Below are 18814 nucleotides of genomic sequence, written 5' to 3'. Positions count from 1 at the left end.
TTCACGTAGAGACACAGGGATGTTTGCAAATGTATACAACATAATTCTTCTCCTCCATTTTCCTTGGTTTACACAAAACTATTGAATATTCTTTTGGACCAAATGCCCTTTTGGACTTCCCCTCCATCGATAGCTACAACCTGATTCTTCAGTCATTCATCGATCTGTAAATATTTACCATAAAGGTTACCACTCCCCCCGCTGTGATACTTAAATAAAGCGGGGGAGCGTATCTTTGCACCATGCTGTCCATGGGCTTCTCCTATAAAATTTTCTTGATCGGATATTTCAATCGTTTTTACTATTTCGAGCTGGATACAGGAGACAGAAACACATCACGAATCGTTTCTCGTTTTCTCGTGAGGAATGAATCATCGTAAGAATAAAAAATAGCTCCTCAGCGATTCGAGACGTTTAAAACGTCCTTTTCGCCTAGGAGCTACCCTGTTTATTTCTCAGGTTGGAAGGTGGATGCCTATAATCGGGCTATTATGGAGCCGAGAGAACTGAGTATGTATTAATTAAAACAAGCGGTTTCAATCACAACTCATTCTTTCGATTACATTACATATCAAGCACATCAATTACGAGATATTTAAAAAGAAACAAGGACGGAGCGAAGCGTAGTCCTCCGAGCGTAGCGAGGAGTTAGTCAGTTAAAGTCCTTGTGTTTCTCATATGAAAGCCGCTTTCTCAACGAGGGCATAACTTGCCCATAAATTGAGAAGCAGAATCCTTCAGCTTCGCTGAAGGGCTTGTTTCTTCACATCCATTCACTTGATTCCTTTCAGGCTTTCCTACCTTTCATTCCTTTTTATGTTCCAATTCCTTCCTTGATCATTCAGGTTCTTCACGGGTTTCTGAAGGAAGGGGGATATTGAGGAGTGGATTGATTCTACTTCTCAATATCCGTCTATATTTTAACTAAAGCTTTAAAGCAAAAAAGTCATCCACCAAGCATTGGACTCTATTACTTTAAAGTGATCGAGAGTGACAATTTTTCTCCCATACCCTTAGACAAAAAGCTGTAAAATACACAACATTTTCCCATCACTTTCTTCAATGATTCTTCACAAGTTATTTCAGCATCAATATTGCCTTCTTCATAGCTTTTAATAAATCCTCCGCTTCAGCTTGCTCCATGTGAAATCCTTTTCCTTCAATCCACGATCACGTACAGATTTCCTCCACCATTTATTGAGCGCAATATATTCCTTCCCATCCTTTTCGATCAAGAGCGTCTTGATAGATTGGGTATTGGAAATCCTCCGATCTTCGACCACTTCCATTAGCTTTATCGACTCGCTGGTGAAATTGAGATCATAATTTTCCATCAGTCTTCCTCACATCTCTTTTGAATTTGTATTTTGATTCCTTGCAAAGTATTCTTTTATGAACTCCGTACCAAGTTTACAAAGGTATGACAAGGCTATTAGTATGAGAATCTCTACCGACAGCACCATAGGAAATCCTATAAGACTTTGAAGCATCCAAGTGACAAGTGATATACCGATGAAACAGATAACTACGTACAAGAAGCCCATTCACTTCATCTCCAAATCATCCGAAGCGTTAATACGCTCTATTATTCTTTCACCAATCTAATTTTGCCTTTGTCTACAATTACAAAGCCTCTTTTCCTCCAGTATTCTACGAATTTCTCCTCACACTTAATTGTCACGCCCTCTTTCTCGTTCCGCATCTCATAGCCATCTCGTTCTCTCTCAAGATCGTCAAGATAATCGCTCATCATCTTTCCTCCCCTTTCTTTTCAGCTTAAGACAACTATGCTCACCTTGTACCCCTCATCCGTAGGGCTAGAAATGAATAGAGGAGACTATAGCTGGGGCTTTTGTAGCCAAGACAAAGAATTGCTCAAAGTATCCAATTTATTGTTAATATACTTCTTAAAAGAAGTATTTTCAACTTTAAATAACGCCCTTAATATCCTGCACTTTATTGAGCTTCTCTCCTAATCTTTAGGAGAGGTGGTATTATGCCAGAATTTCGTCATTTAGTCGGAAGCCGAATCAGGGCTATTAGAAAGGCAAAAGGACTAACTCAGCAAAATCTCGCAGAACGATCAAATTTAGACGATGCATATATCGGGGCTGTAGAAAGAGGAGAACGAAACTTTTCAATAGATACCCTTGAGAAGGTATTGAAAGCTCTTGAAATCTCGCCAGTAGAGTTATTCCGCTCAACTAACGATCTAGATGATGAGAAACAAGCACACCGTAGGGCATTGGATGAGTTTATTGCTAATACAAGTGATCTGTCTACCGACCAAATCGACATTGTTACTAAAATAAACAGGGAAATAATTCGAGCCTTTAGACTAGATTGAAATGGTTACGGGCGTTTTAAACAGGGTAAATTCGCGCCTTCCTCTCGACCTATACGAATACTCAGACAAGGTAAACGAAACAGCCCCTACGACCAATACGGACGTTTTAGGGGCTGTTTTCGCATAGTGACTCTTCTTCCTCAATTTGATCATATATCTCACCCAAGCCTACAGATGCGTAATACTCGCGTGTGGCTCTTTCCATCTCTGCGAAGACTTCCTCGTGCTTCTCTTCCGGTATGAACTTCAATAAGACGGCTGTGATAGCAGCTTCCCTTCCTGCCTCACGGTGCTTAATCTCTTCCACACCGTACATCGTGAGCCCACCATGTTGTCCACCTGTGAGTTTGTGTTTCATCTCGATAGCCTTGATAGCAGTCTGTGGAGATATCACAGGCATCTCCATAAGCGTATCCATACCCTTTTGGATAATCACATCAAGCATCTCCAGGTCGGCTCGTACCTTTGCTTTGGAACGTTTTGTAACGACTTCCTTCACAGGGAACGTATCGTCACTCTGTTTTTTAAACTTCTTCGTTTCAGGGTCAATCTCACGAACAGAACCCGTACCTTCTCGAGTGATCGACTGGTAGATTGTCTTTTTACGCTTTTTATCGTAGGTGTAGACAGTAGGAGTCGATATGGAGAAACCTTGACCCCGTAGCCATTCTGCACACTTATTCGGACTTATTCCCTCGTCCAACATCCCGTCCAAGATCGGACGCTTTTTCCAGTTCAGAAGCTCTTCGAGTTTTACAGCCATTGTTAATCACCCCGTATACGTTCTCATATTTTTAAGAAATATAGGGCGATATCTCAAACGTTTTAAACGAGTGGTTACGGAGTGCTCATTCAATCACAGAGACACTTGTAGTTTTAAACGGTTCACACGCTACTTTTAGCTTCTCTTTGCTCAAAAGTGATTACAGACGATTTAAATGGAGCAATTATCCATTTTCATTCTGCTCCAAAGAAATGATTATCTATGCGCAGGAACCACTCTCCTACCGTCGATTCTGGATGTTAGCGCTACATATCGAGAGCTATCGCTAAAGTCTGTTGTACTTTTTGTCTACTTTCTTCCATTGGTAAGTCTTTAAATTGGTTCCAGCAGTCGTATGCTTTTAGCAAGCAAATTTGATACACATCCTCTAGCCTTCCATCGAATTTTATAGTAAGGCTCTTATTCGCATTTTTTATAGAATACAGCTCGATCAGCTCATCAACTTGTTCTTGAACTTCTTCCCATTTCAACATTTAATCCTCTCTCCTTTTGCGGTTCACTTGATTTCCTGATCATACGAAAACGTAAGAGGAGGTACAAAGACCCAAATCGGAGGTTTTTTCTTGTATTTTAGATGATTTTTTTGTGGGGAGTTTTCTCGTTCTTATCTATACTCAAATCTTCTTAATTTCTTGTGATACGGTGGGAAGTTACAAAAAGAAACCCCAGACGAGCGTTGATTACTCGTTTGGGGTTCTAAAAAGTTAAACTTTGGCAATCACTTATAATTTATTCCTATCTTTGTTAAAACTCCTGACTCTTCTAAGTCAAACACAAAGTGAACACCTTTTTCTGAAATATAGTTTTCCTGAAATTGATCAGACATTATACTATCCTGCTCCCACGAAACATCATTTTCGGTTAATAGCCCCTTGATGAAATCAACTTTGATTAGGTTCCTTTCAGGGAAATTTCTCATTTTTATACTACTAGGAATATTCAACGTTTCATCATTAAGAGTAATTATTATGGTCTCTACTCTGTTTTTACGAAGTCGAAATTCTAAATCTCCATAGATTATATATGTCGGGTATGACTTTCTTTCAGGCGTATAAACTTCTGGTTCGCCTATACGATTCACTACTTCCTCTTTTGATTCACCTCCCTGAAAGTTTCCTACGACTCCTGTTGTTATTAGTTCCAAAAAATCAATTGTCATTTTCATTTCATACTCTCCAATGCTTTTATTAGAAAATTAAACTCTGCTCCTTTTTCTGGTTTTCCAGATTTAGATAACTCCAATCCCCTATTAGCATGTTTCAATAACCATTCTCTGAACTCTGGATATTTAATAGCTTCTTCTGCTTGTTTAAGAGCAGAATTATATTGGCTTATATTCTTGGCTGCCATACCTGGATGAGTAGGTTTAAAAGCAATACCACCAGCATTGGTAGGAACAACTGTTATTTCGATTTTTCCTACATTAAAGTGGACTCCTTTATCCAAGATATCAGGTGCAATTTTCTGAGACTTCATCATATCACGAATACCTTGAGGTAATGCTTTTGAACCCTTAAAGGAATTGACTATTGATTTACCAATTTTCCCAGCAGCACCCACACTCTTTACTCCACCGTAACCCGGTAACATAGAACCTGTTGCTATTCGAACAAGGTCTCTATGTTCTGCAGGTACTGCTTCTATGCCGTATACCTCCGAAATATGGATAAGAGCTTCAAGCTCTCTCCCCGTAGGAATTAACTTAAAAGGGTCAGGTTTTGAATCACTACCTGCATTTTCATTAATATGACCACTCGGATCCACAAACCTCAACGGATTGTTATGCGTATACGTATACCGATTCAAACTCAACGGATTATCCACAACACCCTTATACGTATCCTCCATGATAAAGCGCTCAATAGATAAAGGTTAGGTGGCAACATTTCCGCTACCACCCTGCTACTACGCCGCCTGTTCTTTAAGGACTGGCATTTTATATTCCGTCTTGTTCTTCATCATGCTGTATATGACATTGACCAATTTACGCATCACGCAAATAATCGCTTGCCACTTGGTTTTCCCTTCCGCCAGCTTTCTTTCGTAGTATGCATGGTAAACAGGATGATTGGGTTTCTTCGCCCTTGATACACCCAGTTGACGAATGGCAAGGTTATAGAAGATATCATACAGGCTACGGTTGCCTAACTTGCTCTTTTTACTCTTCTGCTTGTTCCCTGAACTATGCTGAACGGGTGCAATTCCAGCGAAATTAGCTAACTTGTCAGCACTGGAAAAACGTGAAATATCGCCAATCTCCGCGATTAGTTCCGCTGCCGTGACCGTACTAATTCCGTGCATGGTCTCTAGTTTGTAATCCAGTAATGCAAGATGCTTCACCAACTCTGTGTCAATTTGTGATAGCTGATGGTCTCTGGCGATCAAGTCCCGAACCACATTTTTAACAAGAAAATCATTGACTCCTTGATAGTCTTTCGATGTGTCACCGTCTTGCTGTACAAAAGATAGAATTTCTTCTGCCTTCTTGGTAGACATGTAGCGATTGCTCTTCTTGTATAAGAAGTTAGCCAATTCATCCACATTCACCCCGCTCAAACAACTTGGAGAAGGATACCTCAGCCAGAAAGCTAAAGCTGTTTTCCCATCTACTTGTGAGAAAAATTTCTTGTAACTTGGATAGTGGTAGCCTAGCAATTGATGAAGCTGTAACTTGATTCCTGTTACAACACTCACAATGTTCTCTCTTCTTGTGACAAGCTGTGAGATTGCATAATAAAGATCATGTGGATTCGCAGTTGGCAGTGTATCCAAGTTGGAAATCAGAATGCGAGCCACACACTCTGCATCCCACGCATCTGTTTTCTTGTTATTTGGACTGCTTCTCCGAATAGATATCGTAAGGGCAGGGTTAACCGATTTTACTTCATATTTGTTTTCGTTAAGGAACATAGCCAATCCTCTTCCGTAGCCCCCCACATCCTCCAAGCCAAACACAGGGGTCAAGCCTTCCCTCTTTGCCATTTTTTCTACTTGTTGCAGAAACTTAGGAAACGCTGACGGCTTGTTCTCGAATTGGATTTCGTCTCTCTTTTCATGGAAACAGGTCATCATCACCGCTGTATGATGTCGTTTATGTAAGTCTACTCCGATATATAGGTACTTCAGTTTATGATGCAAAAAGACTTCACCCCTATCTTTGATGAGTAATGATGTAGAGAAAAGAATGCCAGCACCCTCCGAACAAGCATTATTCAAAGATGAACACGCACGGATACGTTAGCTCGTACATTCTTTTCATGTCATTATCGTTCTATCATTACGGTTGTAATTTGGTGCTAGACAATGCCTTCGCTAAACGGATTTGCAGCAAGTATTCTCGTTGATGTAATTCCACCTGAAAGATGGCTTTTATTATTTCCTCTATCGTAGCGATGTTAAATACAGCGTTCTCTTGTTGAACATAGTCAAAAATTAATTGTGTACCTATTTCGCATGTCTGAATCTTGTCAAGAGAACGTATTTCTTCCTGTTTATAATGAGTGAATTGAGCTTCCACGTTCGTTCCTCCCGCTACATAATGGCTTGGTGAAGACCATTTGCTTCAATCTGACCGTAGCGATAGGTGCCCCTGTAGAAGGCTTCACGATCAATGATTCGTTTGACCTGTACCTTGGTAAAGGATTTATCGTGTGTTGTAGTATACCCCTCTGTATTCAGTTGGACAGCCAATTGGGAAAGTGACCAAGTGGGATTTGTTTCACGTAAGGAGAACAATCTACGTACCGTCTCCGCCTGTCTCTCATCGATCTGAATAGCCTTCTGCCCTTTCGTTGCCGTATATCCGAAAGCAACGCCACCTCCTGCATATCCTCCTTGTTGCGCTTTCTTTTTTCTTCCCCTCCCTAGTTTTAGTGCGATCTCCAAACGTTGGTATTGATCGAGTAATTCCATCATGCCATTAATCAGAAAATCATTCGGGTCATGGGCGTAAATACTATAGTTGGGCTGTTCAATTGCTTTTACATCTACCGCGTGCCGTTTTAACTCTCTTTGGATAAGGACTTTCACCATATCCGCTCTCCATAATCGGGAAGTGTTGAGAACGATAATATGGCTTACTTTTTGCCAATGAAGATTAGCAAGTAATTCCTGTAGACCTGCACGTTCAATCGTTAATCCATCCTCGTCCACCTTTGCTCCGCTGATTCCTTCATCTTTGTAGATTCCGAGTAATTCTAGGTTATTCTCCTTGCAATAGCGCTCGATCTCTTCTACTTGATAGGATAGGCTGTACCCATCTTTTACTTGTCCTTTGGTGGATACTCTCACATAACCGACTACTTTCTCCATGCGTTTCACCCCTACCGTTACAGGAATTGAAATTAATGTAACGTTTAACCGAAACATTATGGTTTTATTATATAACTCTTAACCGTAACATTCAATGACTTCCTCCTTCTTCGATGCTATAATGAAAACAAATTCCGTCTCTTAGGAGTCATTTTTCAGGAGAGAAACTACATGGCAATTCGTATAAAATTAAGAGAAATTCTTGAACAAAAAGGGATAACTCAGCGTGAGTTGGCTAGATTGACTGGTTTGCGAGCCAGCACAGTGAATCATCTTTGTTCTGAAAAGGTTGATCGGGTTTACTTGGAAACATTAGAACTCATCTGCAAGACTTTAAACATTCCTATTGAGCAGCTTATTGAAATTGAATAGCTACTTATTGTAATTTCTACAACTTCACCGTGGAACTCGATGTGCAAGGCGCTTATCTTCGGTGCTAGATTCGGCTTTAGATGTAATTTGCCCCCACCGTGCCAATCGTCAATGCATCGTTTTCCCCTCGTTTTTCCATAGGTTGTACCAATTTGTCCTTATTTCTCCGGCTTTTCACGCTTTGGCACCTTAAATCAAATACAATATTCTGTAATTATTATCGCTATCGTAAACGTAACAGATTCAATTGGGTGGATGTCTTCAGCCCTGAACTGAATCAACAATCTCCAATCTTTTTAAACCTTCCTTTTTCGGGATGGTTATTTGCTTTGCCAAACTCCTACGATTAGGAAGAGTGGATGTTGTATAAATTGCTCTTATTCCACTTTCTTGGAACAAGTTTTTGATCATGCTATAGGCTAGATAGGTCTCAATTTTTGATATATCCTTCTTATTTTCCAAAAGCCATTCATAATCGATGGTTTCCACATTTTCTGTGTATGGCAATCCCTCCAGTGTCTTTTTGACTATGTAGGTAAAAAAGGAATGAGTGACGAGATGAATGGCTCTCTTTTCTTTGGTATATTTCTTCATGTCATTGTCGCTCGGTCTAATTTCTAATCGTAAAATTCCCTTGGATTGCTCAATGATCTCCTTCGGTTCCTTCGCTCGCTTACATTGCTTGTATTTATCGTACAGAATGACTCTGCTACTCTTGTTATAAAATTCTACTGTTTCGTCATGATTAAAATTCCGCGTATCTTTATAGGGCATTTTCCCTTTGCTCAACTGACGAACATACTCCCCTGTTCGATTCCCAACATGGAAATTGCAGCATACATCTAAACGGGTAATTCTCCAATCTTCATGGGCAATATGGATACCGAATAATTGCTGTAATCGTTCTTGTACTCGTTGAAAGAAGATAGGAATATCTGATTGTTCGATTGCTTTGACATTATTTCCATAAAGCAGTTTAGGAATGGAAACTTGAATCGTTAAGGTTCTGCTCCCATCCTGATATTTGATGTATGGAATAATCTCGTCTTGCATTTGGAATGTGGTCATAATTCCTGTTTTCTGATTACGGTATGTAAAAGATGCAAAGTTATATTGTCGTAATATTTCAGGTTGAATAAATACGGAACTTACTTTCATTTTGATGGAATCAAACATTAATATACTCTCCTTTTTACTATAAATTTTAATATATTAGATATGATTTGGACTGTTATAACAAAAGATAGCAACTCATGTGTTTGATCACCTCCTTCATCGATTTACAATAAATTTTTAGTTTTATCTTGTTTTCCCAGAGGAATTACATCCTCTAGGTGCGTTACTCGTACAATGCAGCAATCATGTCTGGATTAACGAAGTCTTTTAATCCCCACCACAAATACTCTAGCTTGTTGCCATTCATTACCTTGCTTACGCCGAACCGTTCACATATCTCATAATACTGCTCTTTTCCGAGTTCACCATCACGTTCTAGCAGTTGTTTTCCCATCCAGATCATCCCGCTGCGTTGAATCGTTTTTACTCGTAGATTGTCCAAACCAAAGTATTCTTCTAATGCATGTAATCTCCCATAAATCAGATGAGGACTGACTTGTTCCATATGAACATTTCTTGTCTTGGCTGGTCTGATTACATAGCCTGTTTCAATTAATTCACTTGTTTCTTTGAGATGATCTCGTCTCATCTCCCCATTACCTTTGAGATATTCCTTTTGCTTAATTGCGCCATTTATTAATTTCAGACACTGCTCGGATATTTGAATTTCTCTTGTTTCTTCTTTATCGTTAATCAATATCAATGTTCGTTTCTCATCATTGACTTGTTCACGTTTTAGATTGCGTAGTTCACTTACCTCTCTTCCACCCGCACCTTCAAATAACAGAGAGAGAATCACAGAATCCTGATCGTTATTACATTGGTCAATGATTGCATCGATTTCTTGCTTCGTAATAAATTGTTGGTGGGTGTTACCTACCATGTTCTTAAACCATTCTTTTGAAACGGACTCCAGTGGATTGGTGTCCTCTCTAAGCCCCTCTGCCCTTGCCCAATTCAAGTAAGCAGAAATCGTTCTCCCAGCCGTATTAAGAGAGTCTCCTGTAGAAGCATGGAAGCTGTACAGGGCAGTTTCAATCTCATCTAGTGTAAAGTGGAGCAAATCCTTATCCTTTTCCACTTCGAACTTCATTGTCAGGTTGAACACTCTTGAATAAGCTTTTTGGGTATTTTCTTTATATCCTTGAAGAAAGGCTGTTTTTGTTTCGGGGTTAAACATGGTTACACACCTTTCTTGATGAAACAGAAATACTATAAATTTATAGTTCGACTTCCTTGAATTGATATTACTATAAATTTGCATTTTAAAACAAGAGTTTTTTACTTCTTTTATGAAAAAAGAAACCCCAGACGAGTAGGTGTTACTCGAATGGGGTATTTCTAAATGACAATATGTTTTATATTTCTCTTTCTATTAATTCTTGTTTTATGATTTTTTTTAACTTTGGTAATAAAGTTTCCATTTTCTGATTATCGTACCACTCTGCATCTTTCCAGAAAGCATTAAATCCCTTTAACTGCTCAAGCATTACCAATAAATCTACTTTTGGCAAATTGTTAATTTCACTTCGTGAATTAAGAATATCGTCTAAAACCTCAAAACATACTACTTGTTTGCCATCTACTAGCATCCCATCGCACAATTCTTTTAATAACGATATTTCTTCAATTTCTTCTTCCGAGAAATACTGCCTAAGTAATTCCATTCCCCTCACCATCCTATTTCCTATTTTGTTAGATCGATCACTTGAATAATCTCTTTTCCTGGATTTGCAGAAGTAGAATTTGTTACTCGAATTCCATGCAATTCAAGCTGTGTAAAACCTTGTTCCTTAGCCATTTGAACAATTTGATTTTTCCATTGGATTATTTCCCTTGGTCCAACAACATTGGCTACGTTTGAACCATCTGCGTAAATACTAAGATCCTTTAAAACTAAAGTCTTTCCATTTACTTGGACCTCTGCTAAAGCGCCAATGTTCATACCTTTTGCAGTTGTTATACTAGATTCAAACAGTTCACCTGCTTTGAAAACTGCATTATCACCACTAGATGCAAAAAATTGCAGATCCATCTTAAACATCGATTGGAATGAGCCAACCGCTTTGTTTAATCCACTTGCAGTTAACTGACTAACTTCACCTTCAATTTTTACTGCTGGAATTATTGAAATAAATAATTCAGCATTAGCTGCTAAGTTTTCTAAAGTGAAAGGCTCCGTATCCATTACCTTTTGAACTTGTTCAGGATATCCAAGCATTAACCCGTTCACCCACGGATCAATTTTTTTCTTCCCTGGCGCCCAATCTGCATGAATTTGCTGGACATTACCAGTAGGATCAACATATTTTAGCGGATTATTACTTACATACGTATACCGATTCAACGTCAACGGATTATCCACTTGCCCCTTATACGTATCCTCCGATATAAACCGCCCTACCTTCGGATCATAATACCGTGCCCGCAGATAGTAGAATCCTGTCTTCTCATCATACGGCTCGCCACTGTACTGATACGGGTTGGACATCCCCTCCATTTTCGAGATGACGTTGCCCCAGGTGTCGTATGCATAGCTGTTCAGCTCTTGGCCAGTGCCGTCCGAGATAGCGACGACATCGCCGTGGCTGTTGTAGTGGTAGTATCCGCTCTTGCCTGTGCTCATATCTTTGCGCAGCACGAGCTCATTGCCCCAGATGTTTCGGGCCTTGGAGGCATTGGCAGCGTCGAGCTCCTCGATGACTTTGCCACTCAAGTAGACATACTTGGTTTGGATGCCATTCTCGGTTTTGCTCGCGCGAAGGCCGTCTCCATAATAGGTATACGTCGAGGTGTCGCCTGTTGTTTCATTTACCACGCTGCGCAGACGATTTCGCTCGTCAAAGGTATACGTGGCGCTTCCTGTCTCTGTCGGCAGGGTGCCGGCGAATGCCGAGCGGTTTCCACGTCCGTCATAGGAATAATCATTCGTCGTTCCTGGAATGACTTCCTTGGTCAGGCGATCAATTTTATCGTAGGTATATTGATGTGTTTTCCCATTGCGCTGGATGGAAACGACATTGCCAAACGAGTATTGATTGGACTCTGACCAGATCGGCGCTTGGTTTTTTTCATGGGTGACTGTCGCTACCTGCCCAAACGAATCGGCTTTTCGCTTGTTGATGCGGCCGTTCGGGTACTTCGCTTGATAGCTGTCGCCCGTAGTGTCTACCTGATAGCTGTATTCGATTTTGCCCGTCACAGCACTGTTTACTTCTTTTAAACGTCCAGCTGCATCGTACAAATAGGTCACGACAGCATTGTCCGGGTACGTCAAGGAATCCATGAGGTCATCCCGGTCTGTGTATCCCATCTGGTACACTCGTCCAAAAGCGGTCTGAGTCTTGAGCCGCAGAAACGGGTCGTAGGTGTACGATACTTCGCGGTAGTTGCTCATGCCTGTGCCCAAATCTGTTCCGTTGCTGTTCGTCTCTTTTTGAATCAGGGAGGTGTTCGGGACGTATTCTTTTGTCTCCAAATTCATGATTTTGCCCGCAGTATTTGTAGATGTCAGGCTGGATAGCTCGTTGAACGGCGTGTAGGCATAGAGGTGACGAATCCCTGCTTTGTCTGTAAACGTATGCGGTGTACCATTCCGGTTGTAACGATACGACTCAATCGCTCCCGATGGAACATCCTTTTCACTGATTTTCCAGGAGAGGGCATTGTAGTGATTGCGGGTAGTCAACAGCTGATTCTCCGTCACCGTCACGAGATTGCCGAGAGCATCGTACTCGTATTGGTACTTGTTTTGCTCGGGATCGAGCAGATAGACGAGCTTGCCGTCGTTGTTCGAGCGGTATTCCCATACACGACTTTTGCCTGTCTGATCTTTTTCTGTCTTGCCGATTACTTGGTCAAAATCGTTGCGAACGAGCTGTGTCGTTCTGCTCTGGCTGCCATCGCCTGTCCGTAGTACTTCTTTTTCCAGCTGGCTGTGGCGGTCGTAGTATTGTGTGTTTTGCAGTCCGTTTGGCTCGATGCTTACGCCAGTCCGACCAGGAACGTAGTTTACCCCATCGTTTTGCGTATTGGCTGCCAGGAACACCGTGGTGCCGATTGGGTCTGTTTTTTTCCACACCGTTCCGTCTGTATTATAGACGTAGCTGGTCGCCCGTTCGTTTAAGGCATACGGTGCACTGGACAACAGATGGTTTCCATCCAGTGAATACGTATTGTACAAAAGTGGACGAATGGTGCCGTCTTTGCCAATCTGGCCTTTGTACTCAACTTCTCCGTATGGCGTGAAATGAGAGAATTGCTTCGTGCCGTCTGGCAGCGTCATCGTTACTTTTCTCGTCGCATCATCATAGTCATACGTCGTCGTCCTTGTCTGATCTCGGTTGGTCACGAGCTCCTTTGTCCGACGTCCGAGCAGGTCGTATTGGTACTGGACATAGATTTCATCCGGGTACATGCGGTATACCAAGCGGCCCATTCCATCGTAGTGGAAGTAGTGATAAAGCTGTTCGTTGACACCCGTGGAGGTTTCCACATGCATGGTCACTTCTTTTGGATACAAGGAAAAAGCGTCGTAGGAGTCGATGTTTTGCGTAATGGTTTTGGCATCTGGACCTGTGCTCGTTTCTGTAATCGATTTAAGCAGCTTGTCTTGATAGCTGTAGGTCCGGTTTACTTGCTCCTGTTTGGTAGCGGTGCCATCTGGATAGGAATCCACAACCTTTTCTGTTGCTACCAGCCTGTTGCTTCCGTATGTGTATGTTTCTTCATGATAATGATTCAAATTGCTGGCCGCTGTTTTCTTCACCTTGGAAGGCACGCGCAGCGACGTGAGACTGTCCGGAGTTACGTATTCGGTTGTGGTCTGGTTTCCTTTTGGATCGATTTCCTTGGTGACATCTCCATACACGTTGTAGCTGTACTCTGCAATTTGTGCATAACGTGCCAGTCTTGCCTTGACTTTAGACAGGCGGCTATCTGTCGGAGCGAGCAAGTATTGATACACATCCGAGTCCACAGTCATGGAGCTTGGACGCCCCATAAAAGAGTACACATGGGTCGGCTGTGTCTCTCGCTGAGTGTACATATAGCTCGTATAAGAGGCAGGAGAATAACGATACGTTTTCCCGTCTTCTGTCAGGGTAAGCGCACCTTGGATCGTATCTGAATCAGCACCATTTCCTACAAAGGTCTTCACCGATTGCAGCAAAAAGTTGCGATCCGGGTTGACGATAAAGGTTTTCTCTACACTCGGCAATCCGTCCTGAACGCTTCTCGTAACGACCCTAGAGCCATCTCGGTTGATCGGCTGATTGGCAAAGCGCACAGAGGCTGATTTCGGTGATTTCCATACTTCTTTATTAGTCTGCGGATAATACTTGGTGTACGAGTACCATCCTGTCGTTGCCTGATCCGGATGCGGTGTTTTGGCAAAACGGAAATTGACCGCGGTCACAGGATGATAGCTCATGTACGTCAATGCTTCTTTATCCAAATAGAGACGTACCAGCCCTTGATTCAAAAATCCAGGGACATCTGGCTGATACAAGCTGTACGTATAGCTCATGGACAAGCCTTCCACTGGATAGTCAACCTGCTTCAAAAGCTTGTAGTTCACTTTTCCCTTCTTGGTTTTATCGACATTCGTATATTCCGTCGACTCCAGCCCATTGTCATCGAAATTGATTAGTTTGTTCGGAGCAGCAAAGGAATAGGTCGGCTGCAGGTTGTACTCACTCACTCCGTAAACAGATGGACTGTGATACGCATACTCGGCAATGATTTTGCTATCTGTCCCCGTCACGCTGTATTCTCTTACCTGATCCTTGTTTGTATTTACAGTCCACTCATAGACAAGATGCTTCAGCAATGTTTTTTGGGAGCTGTCCTGATAGACTTTCACTACGGTATTCACTGTACTGTTATCAATTGTAATCAGACGCCCGACACTATCTGTGATCTCGGTCGGCCATCTCGTATCTTCGTTAATTCGGTAGCTGATCGAGTCTCCATACGCATTCGTCTTTTTCACCAAAAACGTATGATACAGATCGTCTTTATAATAGTGGGACTCTTCGCCAAAATCATAAGTGATGCCGTTTTTCTCCAATGTCACCACATGATTGGACCCGAATTCTCCGTACCCCTTTTTATACTTGCTCATGGAAATACCCTGGTACGGTGTATTCACCCAGTCCCCAACTGTAGAGGAAGATTCCAGCACCGTTCCGTCATCCAAGGTGAAGACATATCGTTTGCCCTCTCCTTCATAACCGCAATTGTACTTGGAGGTGTCATCATAATAACTGCACCACGCATTTGATTTATAGATTTCTTCAAACCGGGGCAAATTGAGCTTCCAGCCAATCGGCAAGAAATTCTTCTCCAGATGCCTGGAGGGGATATTTACATTTTTACCGCTGTTCGAATAGTAAAACTCCTCAGTCAGTGCTTCCAAGGAAGAGTAGCTGCGCTCAAGGGAAAAATCCAGCCCGTGCTTTCCTTCCAGCTGAATATCAAGCTCTCTCACATTGGCTGTCCGATACAGCTCATCCACGGGGTTGTCCGTATTCGAGCGTTTGTATTGGTACGTCAAGCCCTCGGGATCATACATGGCGTCCGGAATACTCGCAAGTGCTGACGCTTTTGCCGACTGTTCTGGCTGCTTGGACGGAACAGGCTTTGCTGTTAATGCTTGTAAAATGGTGGTCAACTGCGGCAGCAACGTAGTCAGCTCTTCTTTCTGCGCTTGCGAAAGCGCCTGGATGCGCTTCGTGATGTCATCGTCGCTCCACTGATATTTCGTTACCTGCTCGTTATGAGACAAAAAGCGATCCACAGAAGGATAAAAATACGCGGCGAATTGAATCAAGGCGGGGTCAGAGGTCTGATACAGATTCCATGCCTGTTCAGGCAGCAGCGTATCCCATTCCAGCTGCATGATTTCCTTTTTTGTATATTTCGTTTTTTCGTCAGGCTGTTTATTCTGCTGTCCACCATTTGCCTGAACTGCCTTCTGATAGGCGGCAAGCCAGTCTTTCGTTGTTACTGCACTTTTATTCGCTTGATCTGGGTTTGTCCCTGCTGACGAGACACTCCCCGCCTCTGCATGAACGAGCGTAGGCAGCAGAAGCGAGCTGACCAGCAGCATGCTAATCGTGTTATGAGTCCAACGCTTCAGTCGCATTGATTTCCCTCCTCATTTTTATTGATGAACCTGTCTTTTGATGAGATTGCCGTTGCCATCGTAGGTGAATTCCGTCAAAATAGTACCGTTTTGCTTGATTTGCACGAGCTGTCCTTTGGCGTTGTACACGTACTCCACTCCGAGATAGCGGGCGCTCAGGCGGGCATGTACAGCGTTGTTGCTGCCGCCAGCCAAAACGACATAGTAATCCTTGCCTTTTTGCAGGGGCAGGGTGATCTTGGAAAAGGGCGGCTGACCTCCGTCATCGTTTGCAGCAAGCAAATTCGTCTGTGCATAGTCCTCATATACACCGAGCCATGTATCGCTTGTTCCCTCGGCTGAATTTCCGCCATAGTAGCCCGTCAAAATGTCAAAGCTTCCGGAAGCTGGCGCTGTCAGCTTCACGATTTTTTTCGCTCCGGCAGCAAGATTGATGTCTTGTGGCGTCGTTACATACAAGCTTTCTGTGTCTGTAAAAGAAATGGCAAACGGATTGGTCACGAGATCCGCATCGACTCCTGCTACTTTTGCCTTTGGAATCGTGATCGTTACGTTTTGGACACTATGCTTGCTCTCATGGGCGAGTGCTTTGCCCCCAAACTGGACCGTAAGCTGCTGGTTGCCAGTGCGCGTTACGCTTGGCTGTAGTCCCGCAGGCAAATTGTTTACCGTTACACTAGCGGCAACATCTGTAGAAAATGTGCCAGCCCCAAGCGTGACAATCTGCTTGTCGGTAATCGTGCCATCGTTTGCAGTCGACTCACGAATCGTAGCAGAAGTGACTGTTGCCTTTGTGTCCAAAGCGGCTGTCAGTCTCGCGTGCACGCCTTTTGTCTTGTCAGCGGAGGTGAGGTAGACGTAATACGATACTCCAGCCGTCAAGTTCACTTTCATCTCGGAGAACAGGGAGCCATCTACCGCATCATCATTAAAATCGAGCAGTGCTGACAGCTTCTCGTCCGAAAATAGAAACAGCGCGGTATCCGTCGTTGCGCCAAATCCGCCGTAAGGTCCTGTATAAAAGCGGTACGTTCCGGTCACAGGCGCTGTAAATTTGTACGCGGGTGATTCACCTAGAGGCAAGCTGACATCGATAGGCGAAGCTGCATTCATTATGTTCGTCACCTTGTCAAGCCGGAGCCAGTATGAATCAGTCGTGCTGAAATGCTTGTTAAAGCTGAAAACCGTAATGTAATAGGTGGTATTTGCCTTGACCTGAAAGCTGACTGTTTCTTCTCCCCCTAATTGATCCGTCATGCTGAAATCAACGATATTATTGGGGCCCTCCGTCACCAAAAGGTCGTAATCCTTGGTTTTGGGAACTGTCAAAGTCACTGTCAACAATCCGGTTAACGATCCCGAGTCAAAGCGATAAATATCCTTGTCTGTGCTAGTGGAGAGCTTGGACTCGTAGTAATTCCCGCTCGTAATTGGATAGCTTGTTGCAAAGTCATCATTTGGTTCAAATGGATCGATGGCAGGGTCGATTGCGAGTACGCTCGCTTTTCCTTTTGCCTGTTGATTTGGCACAGCAGATTTTGGACCAAGCTCAGGCAGCAGCCCGGACCAGTAGCCTTCTACCGCTTGCTCATATTGGTCCTGTAATTGTTTGATTTGTTCTTTTTGTGCCAGAAACTGTTCATCTGTCGTTGGCTGTTGCAAATGCAGCTCTTTGGCTCTTTCAAAATACGTGGAGGTTTGCTGCAAGATTTGATCCGCCAGCTTGTCGTTCCCTTTTCGGGAAGCAACGAATTGGAAAAACGCAAGCGTTTGGTGCAGCCCCAAAATTTCCTGGTCCATCTGAGCGATTTCCTCCAGCGGGTCCTGCGCCGCAGTCGTCTCACCTGCCGGAACCGAGATGACAGACAGGATCATCAGGATCAACACCAAAATGGAGATTCGGTTTCTCATGTACTCTTCACCACTTTCTTTTTGTATTTTTTGCAATTTCTATTTCGTCACACTTGCCATGCTTGTCACTTCTTTTTCATCGTCCCTCCTTTTCTCTCGGATTGGCTGGATCGTCGCGCTTGCTTCCAAACGCTCGCCACACCACAAACAGAACAAGCGTTCCTATTCAATTGTACAAATATCATAATGTACAAGATTCTTGTTCGTCAACCAATAAAAATAAAATAGTTATACAATCTTGTCTTTTTTCTTCTTTTTTAGTACAATATATTTGTACATCCTCAATGGAAGGACTGGCTCGCTCATGCTATCCCAGCGCTTGCGCATAGCCCGTAAGGCAAAAGGTCTAACCCAGGAAGAGTTGGCAGAGCATGTCTGCACAACAAAAGGGACGATCAGCAACTATGAAAACAATCACAGCACGCCGCCTAACGATATGCTGCGGCAATTGGCAGATATACTTGAGGTCACGACGGATTGGCTGCTTGGTCGAACCAACGATGTAACAGCAAATACCGCTGCTTCTGCCCCTTTGGCCAAGGAACAGCGTTCTTTGGACGAGCTTTTACAAGAGAAAATCGACGACCCGGATGACTATTACTTTTTGGATGGTTATTTGGATGCCACTGAGGAAGAGAAAAAAGAGATTCGTCGTTACTGGTACGACTTGAAGAAGCAGCTGAAAGTACGTCAAGTAAGGGAAACACGCCCGCCTTCTCTGTTCGACATAACGGAAGAATTGAAAAAAAAATAACCCCACTGCGGGGTTTTCTTTCTCGCACAAAACAGAACGTACGTTCCATTTTTATTGGTATGGGAGGCGGAA

The 18814-nt window shown here is 42.8% G+C and carries 16 protein-coding genes and 1 pseudogene; 3 read left to right on the top strand and 14 right to left on the bottom strand.

What is annotated here, in order from left to right; genetic code table 11:
• Positions 1-1112 precede the first annotated feature (1112 nt).
• Positions 1113-1334 (bottom strand): hypothetical protein, encoded by a 222-nt coding sequence (locus ADS79_RS04030; protein ID WP_049737143.1) that lies wholly within the window; start codon positions 1332-1334, stop codon positions 1113-1115.
• A 251-nt stretch (positions 1335-1585) separates the two neighbouring features.
• A complete protein-coding gene (locus tag ADS79_RS35180; RefSeq protein ID WP_161807254.1) occupies positions 1586-1750 on the bottom strand; it encodes a hypothetical protein in 165 nt (54 codons plus the stop codon).
• A 246-nt stretch (positions 1751-1996) separates the two neighbouring features.
• Between ADS79_RS35180 and ADS79_RS04020 the strand changes: the two genes are divergently transcribed.
• A complete protein-coding gene (locus ADS79_RS04020) occupies positions 1997-2347 on the top strand; it encodes a helix-turn-helix domain-containing protein (protein ID WP_049737141.1) in 351 nt (116 codons plus the stop codon).
• Positions 2348-2453: 106 nt separating this feature from the next.
• Here ADS79_RS04020 and ADS79_RS04015 read toward each other — a convergent pair whose 3' ends face one another.
• The 7 genes and pseudogenes from ADS79_RS04015 to ADS79_RS03985 all read right to left on the bottom strand — a co-directional run bounded on the left by ADS79_RS04015 (position 2454) and on the right by ADS79_RS03985 (position 7442).
• Positions 2454-3110, bottom strand: coding sequence for a hypothetical protein (locus ADS79_RS04015; protein WP_049737140.1), 657 nt, complete (start codon positions 3108-3110; stop codon positions 2454-2456).
• A gap of 266 nt (positions 3111-3376) precedes the next feature.
• Entirely contained in the window at positions 3377-3604 is a 228-nt protein-coding gene (locus tag ADS79_RS04010; protein ID WP_049737139.1) for a hypothetical protein, read from the bottom strand.
• Between the two features lie 245 nt (positions 3605-3849).
• The gene (locus ADS79_RS04005) at positions 3850-4296 is read right to left on the bottom strand and encodes a hypothetical protein (RefSeq protein WP_049737138.1); all 447 of its coding nucleotides are present in this window, start codon (positions 4294-4296) and stop codon (positions 3850-3852) included.
• Between the two features lie 578 nt (positions 4297-4874).
• A pseudogene (locus tag ADS79_RS36830) lies at positions 4875-4994 on the bottom strand (RHS repeat-associated core domain-containing protein); the annotation flags it as partial.
• 42 nt (positions 4995-5036) lie between these two features.
• Complete coding sequence (locus ADS79_RS03995) at positions 5037-6269, bottom strand: IS110 family RNA-guided transposase (protein ID WP_049737136.1); 1233 nt, start codon at positions 6267-6269, stop codon at positions 5037-5039.
• A gap of 139 nt (positions 6270-6408) precedes the next feature.
• Positions 6409-6648, bottom strand: coding sequence for a hypothetical protein (locus ADS79_RS03990; RefSeq protein ID WP_007722200.1), 240 nt, complete (start codon positions 6646-6648; stop codon positions 6409-6411).
• 14 nt (positions 6649-6662) lie between these two features.
• On the bottom strand, positions 6663-7442 hold the full coding sequence (locus ADS79_RS03985) for a recombinase family protein (RefSeq protein WP_049737135.1): 780 nt from the start codon (positions 7440-7442) through the stop codon (positions 6663-6665).
• 171 nt (positions 7443-7613) lie between these two features.
• On the opposite strand from ADS79_RS03985, the gene ADS79_RS03980 reads away from it, so the two are divergent.
• On the top strand, positions 7614-7814 hold the full coding sequence (locus ADS79_RS03980; protein ID WP_007722198.1) for a helix-turn-helix domain-containing protein: 201 nt from the start codon (positions 7614-7616) through the stop codon (positions 7812-7814).
• A 261-nt stretch (positions 7815-8075) separates the two neighbouring features.
• Here ADS79_RS03980 and ADS79_RS03975 read toward each other — a convergent pair whose 3' ends face one another.
• The 5 genes from ADS79_RS03975 to ADS79_RS03955 all read right to left on the bottom strand — a co-directional run bounded on the left by ADS79_RS03975 (position 8076) and on the right by ADS79_RS03955 (position 17988).
• A complete protein-coding gene (locus tag ADS79_RS03975) occupies positions 8076-8990 on the bottom strand; it encodes a phage/plasmid replication domain-containing protein (protein ID WP_049737134.1) in 915 nt (304 codons plus the stop codon).
• Positions 8991-9153: 163 nt separating this feature from the next.
• Entirely contained in the window at positions 9154-10110 is a 957-nt protein-coding gene (locus ADS79_RS03970; protein WP_049737133.1) for a phage lytic cycle repressor MrpR family protein, read from the bottom strand.
• A gap of 178 nt (positions 10111-10288) precedes the next feature.
• Positions 10289-10597, bottom strand: coding sequence for a hypothetical protein (locus tag ADS79_RS03965; protein WP_049737132.1), 309 nt, complete (start codon positions 10595-10597; stop codon positions 10289-10291).
• Positions 10598-10617: 20 nt separating this feature from the next.
• Positions 10618-16077: an RHS repeat domain-containing protein gene (locus tag ADS79_RS03960; RefSeq protein ID WP_049737131.1), complete on the bottom strand. Its 5460-nt coding sequence runs from the start codon at positions 16075-16077 to the stop codon at positions 10618-10620.
• An 18-nt stretch (positions 16078-16095) separates the two neighbouring features.
• Positions 16096-17988 (bottom strand): RHS repeat domain-containing protein, encoded by a 1893-nt coding sequence (locus ADS79_RS03955; protein ID WP_049737130.1) that lies wholly within the window; start codon positions 17986-17988, stop codon positions 16096-16098.
• Between the two features lie 304 nt (positions 17989-18292).
• Between ADS79_RS03955 and ADS79_RS03950 the strand changes: the two genes are divergently transcribed.
• Positions 18293-18742, top strand: a complete 450-nt coding sequence (locus tag ADS79_RS03950) for a helix-turn-helix domain-containing protein (RefSeq protein ID WP_049737129.1) — start codon at positions 18293-18295, stop codon at positions 18740-18742.
• Positions 18743-18814: the final 72 nt, after the last annotated feature.

The sequence above is a fragment of the Brevibacillus reuszeri genome (genome assembly GCF_001187725.1).
Taxonomy (GTDB): Bacteria; Bacillota; Bacilli; order Brevibacillales; family Brevibacillaceae; genus Brevibacillus; species Brevibacillus reuszeri.
Note: the sequence above shows the minus strand (reverse complement) of the source record. Positions and strands in the feature narration are given on the sequence as shown.